The organism is Cellulosimicrobium sp. 4261 (assembly GCF_040546915.1).
GTDB lineage: Bacteria > Actinomycetota > Actinomycetes > Actinomycetales > Cellulomonadaceae > Cellulosimicrobium > Cellulosimicrobium cinnabarinum.
The window spans coordinates 146,101-161,352 of the sequence record NZ_JBEPOQ010000004.1; the positions used below are offsets into that span (position 1 = coordinate 146,101).

The window sequence follows — 15,252 nt, forward strand, 5'->3', positions numbered from 1 at the left end:
CCGCCCGGCGCCCCGACCGACGGAGGACCCCTCGTGGCCGACACGAACGAGACCGAGCAGACCCTGGCCCTCAAGGTCGGGACCGTCGCCCTGACCTTCGCCGCGGGCTGGGCCGCGCAGAAGCTCGTGACGTTCGTCTGGGCCAAGGTCACCGGGCACGACGCCCCGAAGGACCTCGACGACGAGGAGGTCGGCGTCGTCCAGGCCGTGACCTTCGCGGCCGTCGCCGCGGGCGTCGGCGTCCTCGCCCGCCGCTTCGCGGGCAAGGAGGCGAAGCGCGTCGTCGCCCGCCTCGCCTCGCGCGCCTGACGTCCGGCCCGGCCTCCCTCCGCGCGAGGGAGGCCGGGCCGCCCGGTAGCCTGGCGCGCGTGACCGCCCCGCCGGCGAGCCCGACGCCTCCTCAGGACCCGATGCTGCGCGCCGGCCTGCGCGTCCTCGCCGACGCCGGCCGGCTCCTGGCCCGGCACTGGCCCGCGCTCGTCGCGGTCGCCGTCCTCGCGCAGGTGCTGCACGAGCTCGCCCTTCGGGCCGCGCTCGCCGTCGCGCCGTCGTCGGGCGTGCTGGGCCTCCTGGTGCTGTGCTTCTCGCCGCTCGCGACGGTCGTCGGGATCGTCGTCATGCTGCACGTGCTGCGGCGGGAGCCGCGCACGGAGCGGGACCGGCTCGAGGTCCGGGCGCTGCTCGGATCGATCGCCTCGGTCCTCGTCCCCTACCTCGTCATCTACGAGTTCTACGGCGGTCTGTCCTCCGACTGGCAGGCGTACATCGACTCCGCCGCGCTCGACCACGCGTTCGCGGCGGGGGCGGGGATCGAGACCGCCAGCCCCGTCCCCGAGGGCTTCGGGCTCACCGTCGTGCTCGTCGTCGCGGGCGCGCTGCTCGCCCGCACCCTGCTGGAACGCCTCGCGCGGCGCCTCGACCGCGGCGCCTCCGCGCGCGACGACGACGCCCGGCGCAGCGCCCGCTCCGCCGCGGTACGCATCGCAGCGGGCTACTGCGAGGTCGTGTGGATCGTCGTCGGCGCGTTCACCGTCACGGCACTCGTCGGTCGCGTCCGCGAGTGGTGGTCGACGCGCGTCGTCGTCGTCGAGGTGACGACCTGGTGGGACGGCGTGGTCGCCCGCGTGGACGCGCTCAAGCCGCTCGTCGAGGCCGTGGGTCCGACGACGTCCCTCCTCGTCGCGGGCGTCGTCACCGGGCTCGTGGTCCCGCTCGCGTGGCTCACGCTCGGGACGATCGTGTACGGCGTGGAGGCGATCGACGTCGTCGACCCCGCCCACGCGGCGCCCAGCGACGGCGACGCGACCGGACGGACGGCCCGCGCCGTCGACCGGTTCAACCGGACGCTCGGCGAGAGCGGTGCCCAGCGGGCCTGGGCGCTGATGCTCGACCCGGGCCGGCGGTTCGGCGGCCTCGTCGGCGCGCTCGGGATGCTGTGGCGCAGCCGCTGGAGCGCGGTGCTGCTCTTCTGCGTCGCGTTCGCGCTCCTCACGCTCACCGAGCAGGTCGTGCTCACCGCCGCGCAGGCGGTCGTCGGCCAGCCGGGGATCGTCGCGTGGCGCGCGCTCGTCGGCCCGCTGGAGACGGTCGGGACCGTCGTCGTGCAGGTGCTCACGACCGTCCTGCTCGCCGCCGCGGCCGACGCGCTGCTCGCGAGCCTGGGCCTGCCGTCCGCGCTGCGCACGCGGCGCGCGGCGCGGCGGGCCGAGCCGGGCCCCGTGGTCGACACCGGGACGGAGAGCGCGCCGACCGCCGTCGGCGCGGCCGCGGCCCGCTGACGCGGCACCCCGCCGGGCGGCGGTCAGCCGACGTCAGCGACGGGGAGGGACCAGTACGCCGGCAGGAGGCTCGGCTCGACGAGACGCACCTCGGCGGGCTCGGCGTCGTCGGGGGTGAGGAAGTACTGCGTGCTGCGGCTGGAGACGGCACCCGTGCAGCCCGGCGCCTCGGGGTACGGCATGCCCGCGAGCGCCGACGCGCCCGCCGCGAACTCCCGGCCGGCCGTGTCCCGGAGCAGCACCTCGCACGACGAGAAGGTCTCCTCCGCGCCCTCGGGGGCGGGCGGCGCGTCGGAGCGGAGCGACACGTCGGCCGCCCAGAGCGTGTAGCCGTCGGGCGCCTCGATCCGGCCGCCGTACCCGTCGTCGAGCCCGTCGACCGCCTCGAGACCCGCGAGCCGGGCCCGCACGTCCCCGACCTGGGCCCACCCCTCGGCGTCCGCGGCGTGCGCGACGCGCGGCTCGCCCGACCACCAGGCCTGCACCTCGTCCGACCGCCAGGTCAGCCAGCCCAGGGCTCCGAGCGCGACGACGAGCACCGGCAGCCACCAGCGGTTGGTCCGCCACCAGCCGGCGCTCACGCGTCCCACCCGCCCGGGACGAGCGCGGGACGCACCGTCTCCACGGAGTCCCCCGCGGCGGGCGGCGCGACGCGGCCGAGGTCGACCTCGGCGATCGCCTGGGGACGGTCGAGGTCCGCGTCCTGGTGCTCCGTGAGCACACGCAGCACGAGGCCGCCCTCCAGCGCCCGCGCGGGCACCTCGACGGCGACGGTCCCCGCCTCGGGGACGTCCGGGTCGGCGAACGTGCTCAGCACCTGGTTGCTCACACGGTGCGACGCCTCGTGGTCCCGTCCGACGGCGTCGCGCAGCTCGACCACGTCGACGCTCGCCTCGCCCGTCGTCCCGGACACCGCGAGGTCCACGACGACCCAGACGCCGTCGGTCGTCAGCGGGCCCGCGCCGTCGTCGAGCGTCGTGCCGGTGCGGACGTCGTCGACCCGCACGCGCACCGGACCCGCGGTCACGACCTCGCCCACGGCGCCCCGCGACGTCGTCGGCGTGAGCGTGGGCCACCACGTGTCGACGCGCGACACCGCGGCCCCCGCCCCCACCGCGAGGACGAGCAGGGCCACGGTCACGGCCCGGCCGGTCCGCCGCGAGCGCGCGTCCGGCGCCTCGGGCCCGACCGCTGCCACGGCGGTCGCCTCCTCGGTCACCAGCCGTCCTCCGTCTCGGGCGGGTCCACGATCTCCGGCGGGACGTCCCCGGCCGGCACGTCCACGAGCGTGACGGCGCCCGTCTCGGCCCACCGACGGCCGCCGCCGACCGTCATGTCGCGGTACCGGAACGTCGGGACGGTCACGGTCAGCGGCTCGTCGGGCGTCGCGACCACCGCACCGCCCTGCCCCGGCACCGTCAGGGGCCACAGGAGCGCGACGTCGTCGGCGAGGCCCGGCGACAGCACCGGGTACGCGGACGCGTCACGCACGAGCAGCGTCGGGTCCGGGCGGTCGGGCTCCGCGTCGCCCGCGAGCGCCAGACCACCGGGCAGCTCGTCGGGGAGCGTCACCGCGGCGCGGTCGAGCCGCCGCGACTCGCGGTCCGTGTCGAGCGCGCCCACCACCACGACGAGCCACGCGTCCGCCCCGGAGTCCTCCAGCGCGGAGACCTGGACGGTGTCCGTCACGGACCACGAGCGCACGGTGAGGTCGAACGGTCCCGTGGCGACGGGCTCCCCCGCGGCAGCCCGGGCCGGCCCCGCGTCGGCGGCGTCGTGGCGGGCGAGCCCGCCGGCCGCCGTCGTGCCGACGACGGCCCCCAGGACGACGGCGAGCGCCACGCGGCGCGGCCACGTGCCCACGACGGCGCGGAGCAGCGGCACGCCCCGGGCGGCCTTCGGCGCGGTCGACGTCACGGCGCGCATCTTACGGGCCGCCACGGGACCGTCGCTGGACCGCCACGGGCCGTCAGGCCCCGCGCACGAGGAGCGTCGTGACCGGGCCCATGACGATCGCGTACATGACCGCGAAGAACAGCGTGTGCAGGAGCACGAAGAGCAGCGCGTCCAGCGCGGCGCCGCGCGCCCGGAAGTGCCGCACGAGCTTGCGCACGAACTGGACCGGGTGGGCGAGGTCCCAGCTGTTGAACCGCACGTAGCGGCCGAGGTAGATCCCGACGGAGACGAGCGCCAGCACGACGAGCACCACGACCCACGACACGGGCCGGCGGAACGGGGCGTCGTCGTCCGGGTAGAGCACGATCGCGAGCAGCGCCTGCGCGAGGAACACGTTGACGAGCGTGTTCATCACCCCGGACAGGGCGAGCGTCAGCACGGCCACGATGTCGTACCAGAGCGGGACCTCCTCGCCCTCCTGGCGGTGGCTGTAGTTCAGCTCCGTGACGAGGTAGCCCGCGTTCGGCAGGAGCAGCAGCCAGACGCCGAACCCGAGGACGGCGCACGCCACGACCGCCCACGACGGGGCACCGCCCGCGATGAGCACCGCGTCGACGACGACCACGATCCCCAGCACGATGACGGGCGCGATCGAGAGCCCGATGTTGAGGAGCATGGGCCGGTACAGGCGCGTGCGGTACAGCGATGCGCGCAGCACCACGAGGGCGAGCGCGTACACGTTGAGCAGGGCCACGCCCCCGAAGAGCCAGTCGAGCACGCCCCCACGGTACGGGGGGTTCCCCGCGCGCGGCGCGGGGAGCGTCGTTAGCGTGGAGGTGCTCGACGCAACGACCTCCCCCGTGCCCGACGACGGGCACCTCCCCCCAGGAGTCGCCATGGCGCAGCAGGACGCGGGCAGGGCCGCCGGACCCGCCGCGACGACGACGTCGACGTCCACCTCCCCGACCCTCATGCTCGTCCTCGCGACCATCGGTTTCGCGGTGAACTTCTGGGCCTGGGCGCTCATCAGCCCGCTCGGCGCGGCGTACGGGCAGCAGTACGACCTCACCGACGTGCAGGTGTCCGTGCTGGTGGCCGTCCCGGTCGTCGTCGGGTCGCTCGGCCGCATCCCCGTGGGAGCGCTCACCGACCGGTACGGCGCGCGCATCATGTTCCCCCTGGTCAGCGCGCTGACGATCCTGCCCGTGCTGTTCGTCGGGCTCGTCGCGGACAGCTTCGTCTGGCTGATCGTCGGCGGGTTCTTCCTCGGTCTCGGCGGCACCGCGTTCGCCGTCGGGGTGCCGTTCGTCAACGCGTGGTACCCGCCCGCGCGGCGCGGCACCGCCGTCGGGATCTTCGGCATGGGGATGGGCGGCACCGCGATCTCCGCGTTCACCACCGTCCGCATCCGCGACGCGTGGGGCGACGCCGCCCCGTTCCTCCTCGTCGCCGCCGTCCTCGCGGTGTTCGCCGTCGTGTCGTGGCTGCTGCTGCGCGTCCCGCCCGGCCGCGCGGCCGCCCCCGCAGGCGGGTTCTGGTCCCGCACCTGGGCGACGTTCCGCCTCCCCGCCACCCTGCAGCTCTCCTGGCTGTACGCCGTCGGGTTCGGCGGGTTCGTCGCGTTCTCCGTCTACCTGCCGACGTTCCTCGTCAACGCCTACGACCTCACCGCGTCCGACGCCGCGGCCCGCACCGCCGGGTTCGTCGTGCTCGCCGTCGTCATGCGGCCCGTCGGCGGCGCGCTGTCCGACCGGTTCGGCGGCGTGCCCGTGTCCGTCGTGTGCTTCGCCGTCGTCACGGCGCTCGCCGCGGTCGTCGCGTTCCAGCCGTCGCTCGTGCCGGTCGGGACGATCGCGTTCCTCGGCCTCGCCGCCGCGCTCGGCGCGTCGTCGGGCGCGACGTTCGCCCTCGTCTCGAAGGTCGCGCCGGTCGAGAAGGTCGGTGCGGTCACCGGCCTTGTCGGTGCGGCGGGCGGCCTCGGCGGGTTCATCCCGCCGCTGCTCATGGGCGCCGTCTACCAGCTCGAGGGCACCTACGGCCTCGGCTTCGGCCTGCTCGCCCTCACAGCCCTGCTGACCCTGCTGTTCACCCTCGGCCCCGTCCGTCGGGGCGTCCGGGCCCGCGCCTCCGCGTCGTCCTCCTGACCCTCCGCGAGAGGCCGTGGCCAGACGAGGTAGAGCCATAGTCACGCGAAGTAGAGCCGTAGTCACGCGAAGTAGAGCCGTGGACACGCGGGCTAGAGCCGTGGTCATGCCCGACGGCGCGTGGTCGTCCTGGGTGGGCAGGGTGGGTGGTGGTGCCGCGTCTACCATCCGCCGCTCGTTCCTCGCGGCTCTCGCCAGGCCCGCCACGACGCGGCACCCCCACCCACCCCGCCCGGCGTCGTCTCACCTCTGGGTCTCCCCTTCTCGAGCGACTGCCCGCGGTGTCACGTGCGCTCGCACCGCACCGCCGACCGGTCACCGCGCTCACGTCGGAACTCGGTGGCGAGCAGGTGATCTGGGCTCGTCCTGGTCGACCTACGGGCCACAATCACCTGCTCGCCGGAGGCCGCGGCCCATGGTGGACAGTGGGTGTCGCTCGGCCCTCCGGCCCGGCGCGGGGCGGCCGGGGGACGGCGCCCGGCTCTACCACGGTCTCCGCGATTGACCACGGCTCTACTTCGCGTGACCACGGCTCTACCTCAGCGAACCACGGCTCTACTTCGCGTGACCACAGCTCTACCTCGCGCGACCGGGGCTCTTCCTCGCGCGAACCACGGCTCTGCCTCTCTACCTCGTGTGGCGAGAGGTCGTGATCGCGGGGTCAGGGGGAGGCGGGAGAGGACGGGTCGCGGGCGACGAGGCGCGGGAGGACGAACCAGAGGCCGACGAGCAGCACGAGCGTGCAGCCGCTCGACCACAGGGCCGCGGTCCGGTCGACGACGACGTCGACGACGAGCAGCACGGTCCCGGTGACGACGAACGCGAGGACGAGCACGCCGAGCCGCGCGATCCGGTCGCTCAGGGTCACGAGCGTCGTCTTGCGGTGCCGACGGAAGAGCGTGCGGTGCAGGCTCACCGGCGTCACGAACAGGCCGGTGGACAGCACGGCCAGCGCGACGAGCGCGAGGTAGACACCGGTCTGGACGGTGTCGAGGTCGCCGAAGCGCTGCTGGAAGGGCAGCGTGAGCAGGAAGCCCGTGAGGATCTGCACACCCATCTGCATGACGCGCAGCTCCTGGAGCAGCTCCGCCCAGTTCCGGTCGGACCGTTCCTCGGCCGACTCGTCCCGCCCGTCGCTGACCTGCGTGGTCATGGTTTCCTCCCTCGCGCCGACGCTGGGATAATCTTCACTCTGCTGGGGTCAGGAATCGGCTCCGTCCTGCTCGATCTCCGGGGACCCCCATCGATGGACGCTGCCCTGCCCGCCGACGCCACCGAGCCCGACGACGTCGTCCCGCCCGCTCTCGCCGACCTCCTCGCCGCCCTCGGCCCGGGTGACCCCCAGCCGGTCGGCCGCTTCCGCGTGGACATCGCCACCGACACGTGGTGGTGGTCCGACGAGGTGTACGAGATGCACGGTTTCGCGCCGGGCGAGGTCGTACCGACGACCGCCCTCGTGCTGTCGCACAAGCACCCCGAGGACCGGGAGCGGGTCGCGAGCGAGCTCGCGCAGGCCGCCCGGACCGGGGAGCCGTTCGGGTCCATGCACCGCATCGTGGACGCGACGGGCGCTACTCGCACGCTCGCCGTCGCGGCGCAGGGGAAGAACCCGGGCGGGGAGCTGCCCTGGGCGCACGTCGTGGGCTACTTCGTCGACCTGACGACGGCTCACGCCGAGGCCGCGCGGCGCGCGGCGACCGCGTCGATCCGGGCCGCGGACGCGTCGCGCTCGGTGATCGAGCAGGCCAAGGGCGTGCTCATGGCGGCGCTGCGCACGGGGCCCGACGACGCGTTCGAGGTGCTGCGCCGCCGCTCGAACGACGTGAACGTCCCCGTCCGCGAGCTCGCCCGGCGCCTCGTGGAGGGCGTGGTCGGCGGCGCCGAGACGGCCGGGCCCCTGCTCGACGAGTCGGTCCGACGCCGGGTCGACGCGCTGCTCGAGGCGCCGTGCGCCGACGAGCCGGCCACCGGCGGCTGAGCGCCGGGGCTCAGTCCCCCACGGGCGCGCCGACGCCGGGGATGCGCCGCGTCTCGACGATCTCGCGGGCGACGTCGACGAGCTTGATGTTCGCGTCCTGGGACACGCGACTCATCACGGCGAACGCGCGGCCGGGGGTCAGGGAGTACCGCTCCATGATGATGCCCTGGGCCTGCCCGATGAGCGTGCGGGTCTGGACGGCGGACTGGAGCTGCTCCTCGGTCCGCGCGGCCGAGATCGCCGCGGCTGCGACGGCGGCGAACGTCGACGCGAGGTGGTGGGAGTCCGGACCGAACGCGGCCCGCGACCCCGAGTACATGTTGAGCGCGCCGTGCGCGTTCTCCGACGTGTAGAGCTGCACGCACAGCATGGAGCGGACGCCGAGCTCGCCCGAGACGCGCGGCGCCCACCGCGGCCAGCGCGGGTCCGCCGCGACGTCCCCGGACTCCACGAGCGCGTGCTCGCGGATGGCGTCGAGGCACGGGCCCTCGTCGAACTCGTACTGGAGCGCGTCCCCGCGCGCGACGACCGGGTCCGACACGGCCGCGCTCTCGATGCGGCGGCGGGTCACGAGCGAGATGCCGGCCTCGTCGCACCCGTCGACCATCGCGACGGCGAGCTCGACGACCCGGTCGAGGGTCTGCTGCAGCGTAGGTTCGTCGGCCAGGGCGCGGGCGGCGTCCGCCACGAGGCCCGCGACCGTCGCTTCCTCCGCCATCAGGTCGACGACGGGGACCTCGGTCAGCGGCGCTCCGGATCCTCCCGGGGTCGGCTCGGCGCTCGTTCTGCGATCGGTGCTCATGGGTGCTCTCCTTGTCTCCGCGGCAAGCCTACGTCGCGGAGAACCGGGGCACGTCGTGCCGGAGGCCCCGCCCGGGCGTCACCGGGGCGGGGCGGGGGCGGCGGCCGTCTCGCCCGCACAAGGCGTGGCGGCTGGTGACCCTCTCACGGGCGCCGTCGCTCTCGCGACGGACCCGCCCCCGGGCGGGCGCGGACGCCCACCCTCCGACCCTTCCCGAGCGAGACGCGGCCCTCGGCCGAACCGTCCGCGCCTCCCCCGGTGAGGATGGCGCCCGTCAGAACACGGGCTTGCCTCCCGTGACACCGAGGACGGTGCCGGACACGTAGCTCGCGTCCGTCGGGGAGGCGAGGAAGACGAACGCCGGGGCGACCTCCGCGGGCTGGCCCGCGCGCCCCAGCGGGGTGTCCTTCCCGAACTGCTCGATCTTCTCCTCGGGCTGGGTAGCCGGCTGGAGCGGCGTCCAGATCGGTCCCGGCGCGACGGCGTTCACGCGGATGCCGCGCGGGCCGAGCTCGGCCGCGAGGTTCACCGTGAGGTTGTTGATCGCCGCCTTCGTCGACGCGTAGTCGAGGAGCGACGTCGACGGCTGGAACGCCTGGATCGACGAGTTGTTGACGATCGCCGCCCCCTCGCCCAGGTGCTCGAGCGCCGACTGCGTGATCCACAGCAGCGCGTAGAGGTTCGTCTTGAGCACCCGGTCGATCTCGTCGGTCGTGACGTCCTCGATCGACTCGCGCCGCGCCATCTGGAAGCCGGCGTTGTTGACGAGCACGTCGAGCCCGCCGAGCTCGGACGCGGCGCGCCCGGGCAGGGCCCGTGCCGTCGCCTCGTCGGTGACGTCGCCGGGCAGGAGGGCGCACGTGCGGCCCGCCTCGCGGACCCAGCGCGCCGTCTCCTCGGCGTCCTCCTGCTCCTCCGGCAGGTAGCCGATGGCGACGTCGGCGCCCTCGCGCGCGAACGCGATGGCGACGGCGCGGCCGATGCCCGAGTCGCCGCCCGTGATCAGCGCCCGACGGCCCTCGAGCCGCCCGGTGCCGCGGTACGACTGCTCCCCGTGGTCGGGCACCGGGTCCATGCGTCCGGTGAGGCCCGGGGGCTCCTGCTGCTGGGCCGGGAAGGTGGTCTCGTCGGTCATGTGGTTCCTCCTTCTCGTGTCGTTCTCGTCGTGCGCGGGACCGCCCGGCTCAGGAGCGGGCCGGCTCGCGACGGCGTGCGAGCTGCGCCTCGTGGGCGCGGGGCCGCGCGACCGGGCGGACGGCGGCGAACGCGCCCGCGACCGTGGCCTCGGCCGTCGGGCCGACCCCGCCGGCCTTGCTCAGCGCGCGCATGACCTGCGCGGCCGTCTCCTGGACGGGGACGCCGGCCTCGCCGGCCGCCTCCGCGAGGAGCTGGCCCGCCGCGACGTCGTCGACGCCGTGCACGGCCATGAGCACGCCCTTGACCTGCTCGACGGCCGCCTGCGTGACGAACGCGCGCGTGACCGCGCGCTGCGACTCGCGCTCGAGCGCCTCCTTGTGCGTCGGGGTGACGTCGACGACGTACCCCGCGATCTCGACGACGCGACCGCGCGCGTCCCGTCGGCCCTGTCCCGTCACGACGACGGACCGGGCCTTGCCGTGCCCGTCGACGATGCGGTGCGCGCACGAGAACGGGCGTCCGGAACGGATCGCCTCCGTGGCGGCGCGCACGACGCGGGCGCGGTCGTCCGGGTGCTTGCGCGAACGCAGCGCGTCGAGGCTGGGCTGGACGTCCCCCGGCGCCCAGCCGTGCATGGTGTACACCTCGTCCGACCACCACCACGTCCCGGTGCCGAGCTCGACGCGGTACTGCCCCACGAGGAGGTGCGTGCCCACGGCAAGCACCTCCGCGAGCGCTGCGGGGCGCACGGGCGCCGTCTGGTCGGGGCTGAGGGTGGTCACGGGGATCGAGGCCATGTCGTCCTCCCAAGGTTCGGGGGGCTTCGGGCCGCTTCATGACTCCGGTGCCCAACGTAGCCCACCCTCCCGAGGTCGGCACCCGGGCTCGGCTACGGTGCGGGCATGACGCGCGACCCGAGTCGGACGATCGTCCAGCACACCGCGGACGCGCTCGCGCTCGTCCGCCCGACGGCGCCCGCGGACACCCCGCTGGAGGACGCCGTGGGGGCCGTCCTGGCCGCCGACGTCGTGTCCACGCTGGACGCCCCCGCGTTCGACGCGTCCGCGATGGACGGGTACGCGGTGCGCGCGCAGGACGTGGCGGGGGCGACGCCGTCGGCGCCCGTGGTGCTGCGCGTCGTGGGCGACGTCGCGGCCGGGGACGCGGGCCCGCCCGGGCTCGACGGCGGTCTGGGGCCGGGCGAGGCGGTCCGGATCATGACGGGCGCGCCCGTGCCGCCCGGGGCGGACGCCGTCGTGCCCGTCGAGCGCACGTCGACCGGTCGCTTCACGCCGGGCGCGGCCGGGAGCGGGCCGACGACGGTCGCGGTCCACGACGCCTCGCGCACCCACGTGCGGACCCGCGGGGAGGACGTGCGCCGGGGGGACGTCGTCGTCGCGGCAGGCGCCGTGCTCACGGCGCGGCACGTCTCGGTCGCGGCGTCCGCCGGGCACGCGACCGTGCGCGTGCACCGCGCGCCGCGCGTCGCGGTGCTCTCCACCGGCAGCGAGCTCGTGGCGCCGGGGACCACGCCGGGACCGGGGCACCTCCCGGACTCCAACTCCGTCCTGCTCGCCGAGGCGGCCCGCACGGCGGGCGCGCACGTGGTCCGGCGCGGGGCCGTGGGCGACTCCGCGGCGGCGCTCGTCGCGACGCTGGACGGGCTGCTCGACGCGTTCGACGGCGCCCCGCCCGACCTGCTCGTCAGCACCGGCGGGGTGAGCGCGGGGGCGTTCGACGTCGTGCGCGAGGTGCTCGACCCCGCGACCCGCGCGGGCACGCCGTGGCAGGACGCGGTCACCGACGCCCGGCTCGTCGCGGTCGGCATGCAGCCCGGCCGCCCGCAGGGTCTCGGACGCTGGCGGGGTGTGCCGTGGCTCGCGCTGCCGGGCAACCCCGTGAGCGCGTACGTGTCGTTCGAGCTGTTCGTGCGGCCCGTCGTGGACCGGCTGCGCGGCGTGCCCGGCACGGGCCGCCCGCTCGTCCGGCGCGTCGCCGCCGCGGGGTGGTCCTCGCCGCCTGGGCGCGAGCAGCTCGTCCTCGTGCGCCACACCGAGCCCGACGGCGCGCGCGTCGTCCCCGCGGGCCGTCGCCCCGAGGAGGACGCGACGGCGCGCGGCTCCGGCTCGCACCGCCTGAGCGCGCTCGCGCACGCCGACGCGCTCGCCGTCGTCGGGGCCGACGTCACGGCCGTGGCGCCGGGTGACCCCGTGCAGGTGCTGCTGCTCTGAACCCGGGGCCGGCCGCGGTCACTTCGCCGGGGGCGGCGGGTGGCCCTCCGACGCCTGCACGACGACGAACCCGCGCCCCGAGAGCGCGAGCTGGTACGCCTCGCCGGAGCCGCGCCCGATCGCGGCCCCGAGCTTCGCCGTCTTGCGGATCGAGGACTGCAGCGACGTCGACCACAGCACCGCGGCCTGCATGTCGACGAAGGTGGGGACGTCGACGTCGAGCACGACGGGCGTGCCGAACGCGGTGACGGCCAGCGCCCCGGTCCCGGTGAACGTCGTGTTGAACAGGCCGCCGCTGAGCATCGACGCGCCCTCGACCCGGTTGATGTCCCACGCGAGCGAGCTCTCGAACGCGAGCACGTTCGCGCCGTTGACCGTCACGCCCTCGTCCTCCAGGTGGAGCACGAAGACCTGGTCCGCGTCCTGCGCGAGGAAGACGTCGCCGCTGCCCGAGACCTTCATGAGCGACATGCCCTCGCCCGTGAACGCCTTCTTGAACATCTTGCCGAGACCGCCGCTGCCCTCGTACGCGAAGTCGACGTCGCCCTGGTAGGCGACCATCGAGCCCTGCTTCGCGAAGAAGAACCCGCCCGTGCCGCGGAGGTCGACCTTGAGCATGCGGTCGTTCTGGAGCTGGAAGCTGCCGGGCTCGACGGAGCGCTCGGCGTGGTCGAGGAGTGAGCTGCGCATGGGCCGATCCTCGCGGCTGCGGGCCGCGAGCGCACCCGATCCCCCGACCGTCCGCGCGTACGGCACCACGCGCGGCGCCGCGTGCGAGAGTGGCGGCATGAGCTTCACGCACCTCGACGAGCGCGGGCACGCGCGCATGGTCGACGTCACCGCCAAGCAGCCCACCGTCCGCTCCGCGACGGCGACCGGGACCGTGCGGTGCTCGCCGGAGATCGTCGCCGCGCTGCGCGACGGGACCGTCCCCAAGGGCGACGTGCTCGCCGTCGCGCGCATCGCCGGGATCGCGGGCGCCAAGCGGACGTCCGAGCTCCTGCCGCTCGCGCACGTCATCGGCGTCCACGGGGCGGTCGTCGACCTCGTCGTGGGCGACCACGGCGTCGACGTCACCGCCACCGTCCGGACGGCGGACCGCACGGGCGTCGAGATGGAGGCGCTCACCGCCGTCGCGGTCGCGGGCCTCGCGGTCGTCGACATGGTCAAGGGCCTCGACAAGTCCGTCGAGCTCACGGACGTGCGGCTGGTCGCGAAGACCGGGGGCAAGTCCGGCGACTGGCACCGCGAGCCGTGACCTCCCGCCCCGACCACGGGTCGGCACCCGACGGGCCGGGTCGGCACCTCGGGCTGCCGATCCGCGCACGGGGTGCCGAACCGTCCCTCCCGTTCGACGCCGTCGTGCTGGCGGGAGGGCGGGCGCAGCGGCTGGGGACGCCCAAGCCGGGGCTCGTCGTCGGGGGTCGGCCCCTGCTGGAGCACGCGCTCGCGGCGACCGTGGGGGCGGCGCGGACGGTCGTCGTCGGGCCGGACGAGCTCGCCGCCCCGGGGCGCTACGTCCGCACGCGCGAGGACCCGCCGTTCGGAGGGCCCGTCGCCGGGATCGCGGCCGGGCTCGCCGCCCTGCCCGACGACGGCCGCGCGCCCTGGGTGCTCGTGCTCGCGTGCGACGTCCCCCGCGCCGCCGAGGCGGTACCCGCGCTGCTCGCCGCCGCCCGCCGCCGGAGCGGCGAGGTCGCCGTCCACGCGGTGCGCGACGGACGCGCGCAGTGGCTCGTCGGGCTGTACGAGCGCGCGGCGCTCGACGCCGCGCTCGACGCGCTGCCGACCGTGCAGGGCGCGTCGGTGCGGCGGCTCCTCGCCGGTCTCCCCGCGATCGGCGTCCCCGACGACACGGGCGCCACCGACGACGTGGACACGTGGGAGGATGCCCGCGAGCAGGAGCGCCGCCTGGCCGCAGGCGCGCCCGCGGTGCCCGGCGCCCCGCCCGCCGGCACCCCCGACGACGGCAGGAGGCCACGATGACGAACCTCGAACGCTGGGTCGACGCGCTCGCGCAGGACCTCGACCTCGACCCGGAGGTCGTCGACATCGGCGCGGTCCTCGACCTCGCGCGCGACGCCGCGCACGGCATCGAGCGCCCCGCCGCGCCTCTCACGACGTTCGTCGCGGGCTACGTCGCCGGGCTCGCCGTGCACGACGGGTCGGGCCGCAGCGTGCAGGACGTGCTCGACCGGGCGACCGAGCTCGCGCTCGCGTGGACGCCCGAGCCCGAGCTGCCCGGCACGGCGGCCCCGGCCGGGGCGCAGGACTGAGAGATGGCGACCGTCCGCTACTTCGCCGGCGCGCGCGACGCCGCCGGTACCGAGACCGAGACCGTCGACGCGACGACGGTCGGCGAGCTGCACGCCGCCGTCGTCGCCCGGCACGCGGCGCTCGCCGACGTGCTCCCGCGCTGCTCGCTCCTCGTGGGAGGCGTCCGCGCGGCGAGCGACGACACCCCGGTCGCCGCGGACGAGACGGTGGACGTCCTCCCACCGTTCGCCGGCGGCTGACCCCGCCCGACTGACCCCGCCCCGTGCCGAGCAGGCGGTCCTGGCTCGTCACGGTCCCGGGACCCGCCGCGACCGCCTGGTCGGCGCGCCCCGACGGCCTGGTCGTCAGTGGTCGCCGCCGTCGAGCTGCGCGAGGACGTGCGGCAGGAGCGGCTCCAGGACGGCCCAGCCGTCGCGCACCCCGCCCGTGGAGCCGGGGAGGTTGACCACGAGCGCGCGCCCGTGCGGACCGGGCGCGACCCCCGCGACGCCGCGGGACAGCACCGCCGCGGGGACGTGCTCCGCGCCGCGCCGACGCAGCTCCTCCGCGATGCCCGGGATCTCCTGCGCCAGCACCTCGCGGGTGCCCTCGGGCGTGAGGTCGCGCGGCCCGACGCCGGTCCCCCCGGTCGTGAGCACGACCCGCGCTCCCCCGGCCACCGCCCGGGCGACCGCGTCGCGGACGGGGGCGACGCCGTCGGGCACGAGGTCGGTGACGACCGCCCAGCCCGACGCCGCGAGCAGCCCCGCGAGGAGAGGTCCCGAGCGGTCCTCCGCCTCGCCGCGCGAGCAGCGGTCGGACACGGTGACGACGGCGACGGTCGCGTCCGCGGGCCGTCCGGTGGGTGCGGTCATGGCGCCACGGTAGCGAGCCCGGCCCGGCCCGGCGGGGACGGGACCACGGCGTGCGCTCACCGCGCACGATCCAGGCGACCTGGGCATAGTGGCTGTGGACCGACCGCCGCACCTGCTCGCCCAGGAGGCTCGTATGTCGTACCTGTCCGTGCCGT

At 75.8% G+C, this 15,252-nt stretch carries 19 protein-coding genes; 9 read left to right on the plus strand and 10 right to left on the minus strand.

The window, feature by feature from the left end; all coding sequences use genetic code 11:
* Window positions 1-33: 33 nt before the first annotated feature.
* Together ABIE39_RS06960 and ABIE39_RS06965 are read left to right on the plus strand one after the other, a co-directional pair.
* Window positions 34-309, plus strand: a complete 276-nt coding sequence (locus ABIE39_RS06960) for a DUF4235 domain-containing protein (protein ID WP_163188741.1) — start codon at window positions 34-36, stop codon at window positions 307-309.
* A 59-nt stretch (window positions 310-368) separates the two neighbouring features.
* Window positions 369-1,778 (plus strand): hypothetical protein, encoded by a 1,410-nt coding sequence (locus ABIE39_RS06965; protein ID WP_175009331.1) that lies wholly within the window; start codon window positions 369-371, stop codon window positions 1,776-1,778.
* A gap of 23 nt (window positions 1,779-1,801) precedes the next feature.
* On the opposite strand, the gene ABIE39_RS06970 is transcribed toward ABIE39_RS06965, so the two are convergent.
* From ABIE39_RS06970 to ABIE39_RS06985, 4 genes are read right to left on the minus strand one after another with little or no spacing between them, the layout of a single operon-like run.
* Window positions 1,802-2,359 (minus strand): hypothetical protein, encoded by a 558-nt coding sequence (locus ABIE39_RS06970; protein WP_209828767.1) that lies wholly within the window; start codon window positions 2,357-2,359, stop codon window positions 1,802-1,804.
* Entirely contained in the window at window positions 2,356-2,997 is a 642-nt protein-coding gene (locus ABIE39_RS06975; RefSeq protein ID WP_175009333.1) for a DUF4352 domain-containing protein, read from the minus strand. Before ABIE39_RS06975 ends, ABIE39_RS06970 begins: the two co-directional genes overlap by 4 nt.
* Window positions 2,994-3,695 (minus strand): hypothetical protein, encoded by a 702-nt coding sequence (locus ABIE39_RS06980; protein WP_354051040.1) that lies wholly within the window; start codon window positions 3,693-3,695, stop codon window positions 2,994-2,996. Before ABIE39_RS06980 ends, ABIE39_RS06975 begins: the two co-directional genes overlap by 4 nt.
* A gap of 52 nt (window positions 3,696-3,747) precedes the next feature.
* Window positions 3,748-4,452 carry a DUF1361 domain-containing protein gene (locus ABIE39_RS06985; protein WP_354051042.1) on the minus strand — a complete coding sequence of 235 codons (705 nt, stop codon included), beginning with the start codon at window positions 4,450-4,452 and terminating at the stop codon, window positions 3,748-3,750.
* A 118-nt stretch (window positions 4,453-4,570) separates the two neighbouring features.
* On the opposite strand from ABIE39_RS06985, the gene ABIE39_RS06990 reads away from it, so the two are divergent.
* Window positions 4,571-5,818 carry an MFS transporter gene (locus tag ABIE39_RS06990; protein ID WP_175009336.1) on the plus strand — a complete coding sequence of 416 codons (1,248 nt, stop codon included), beginning with the start codon at window positions 4,571-4,573 and terminating at the stop codon, window positions 5,816-5,818.
* A 661-nt stretch (window positions 5,819-6,479) separates the two neighbouring features.
* On the opposite strand, the gene ABIE39_RS06995 is transcribed toward ABIE39_RS06990, so the two are convergent.
* A complete protein-coding gene (locus ABIE39_RS06995) occupies window positions 6,480-6,971 on the minus strand; it encodes a DUF6328 family protein (RefSeq protein ID WP_175009337.1) in 492 nt (163 codons plus the stop codon).
* 93 nt (window positions 6,972-7,064) lie between these two features.
* Here ABIE39_RS06995 and ABIE39_RS07000 point away from each other — a divergent pair, with 93 nt between their 5' ends.
* Window positions 7,065-7,796, plus strand: a complete 732-nt coding sequence (locus ABIE39_RS07000; RefSeq protein WP_175009338.1) for an ANTAR domain-containing protein — start codon at window positions 7,065-7,067, stop codon at window positions 7,794-7,796.
* Between the two features lie 10 nt (window positions 7,797-7,806).
* Here the strand turns inward: ABIE39_RS07000 and ABIE39_RS07005 are convergent, their stop codons facing one another.
* The 3 genes from ABIE39_RS07005 to ABIE39_RS07015 all read right to left on the minus strand — a co-directional run bounded on the left by ABIE39_RS07005 (window position 7,807) and on the right by ABIE39_RS07015 (window position 10,532).
* Window positions 7,807-8,598 (minus strand): GAF and ANTAR domain-containing protein, encoded by a 792-nt coding sequence (locus ABIE39_RS07005; RefSeq protein WP_354051045.1) that lies wholly within the window; start codon window positions 8,596-8,598, stop codon window positions 7,807-7,809.
* 274 nt (window positions 8,599-8,872) lie between these two features.
* The gene (locus ABIE39_RS07010) at window positions 8,873-9,733 is read right to left on the minus strand and encodes an SDR family oxidoreductase (protein WP_074803377.1); all 861 of its coding nucleotides are present in this window, start codon (window positions 9,731-9,733) and stop codon (window positions 8,873-8,875) included.
* A 49-nt stretch (window positions 9,734-9,782) separates the two neighbouring features.
* Window positions 9,783-10,532, minus strand: a complete 750-nt coding sequence (locus tag ABIE39_RS07015) for a PAS and ANTAR domain-containing protein (protein WP_074803380.1) — start codon at window positions 10,530-10,532, stop codon at window positions 9,783-9,785.
* 105 nt (window positions 10,533-10,637) lie between these two features.
* On the opposite strand from ABIE39_RS07015, the gene ABIE39_RS07020 reads away from it, so the two are divergent.
* Window positions 10,638-11,966, plus strand: a complete 1,329-nt coding sequence (locus ABIE39_RS07020; RefSeq protein WP_354051047.1) for a molybdopterin molybdotransferase MoeA — start codon at window positions 10,638-10,640, stop codon at window positions 11,964-11,966.
* An 18-nt stretch (window positions 11,967-11,984) separates the two neighbouring features.
* Here the strand turns inward: ABIE39_RS07020 and ABIE39_RS07025 are convergent, their stop codons facing one another.
* Window positions 11,985-12,656, minus strand: coding sequence for an AIM24 family protein (locus ABIE39_RS07025; RefSeq protein WP_021483456.1), 672 nt, complete (start codon window positions 12,654-12,656; stop codon window positions 11,985-11,987).
* A 97-nt stretch (window positions 12,657-12,753) separates the two neighbouring features.
* Here ABIE39_RS07025 and moaC point away from each other — a divergent pair, with 97 nt between their 5' ends.
* The 4 genes from moaC to ABIE39_RS07045 are packed head-to-tail and all read left to right on the plus strand — an operon-like array spanning window position 12,754 to window position 14,482.
* Window positions 12,754-13,224, plus strand: a complete 471-nt coding sequence (gene moaC, locus ABIE39_RS07030) for a cyclic pyranopterin monophosphate synthase MoaC (RefSeq protein WP_114554273.1) — start codon at window positions 12,754-12,756, stop codon at window positions 13,222-13,224.
* A complete protein-coding gene (mobA, locus tag ABIE39_RS07035; protein WP_354051048.1) occupies window positions 13,221-13,952 on the plus strand; it encodes a molybdenum cofactor guanylyltransferase in 732 nt (243 codons plus the stop codon). The genes moaC and mobA overlap by 4 nt, the downstream gene beginning before the upstream one ends.
* On the plus strand, window positions 13,949-14,242 hold the full coding sequence (locus tag ABIE39_RS07040) for a DUF6457 domain-containing protein (RefSeq protein ID WP_061267805.1): 294 nt from the start codon (window positions 13,949-13,951) through the stop codon (window positions 14,240-14,242). Before mobA ends, ABIE39_RS07040 begins: the two co-directional genes overlap by 4 nt.
* 3 nt (window positions 14,243-14,245) lie before the next feature.
* Window positions 14,246-14,482, plus strand: a complete 237-nt coding sequence (locus ABIE39_RS07045; RefSeq protein ID WP_114553347.1) for a MoaD/ThiS family protein — start codon at window positions 14,246-14,248, stop codon at window positions 14,480-14,482.
* Between the two features lie 105 nt (window positions 14,483-14,587).
* On the opposite strand, the gene ABIE39_RS07050 is transcribed toward ABIE39_RS07045, so the two are convergent.
* A complete protein-coding gene (locus ABIE39_RS07050) occupies window positions 14,588-15,097 on the minus strand; it encodes a molybdenum cofactor synthesis domain-containing protein (RefSeq protein ID WP_186810455.1) in 510 nt (169 codons plus the stop codon).
* Window positions 15,098-15,252 lie beyond the last annotated feature (155 nt).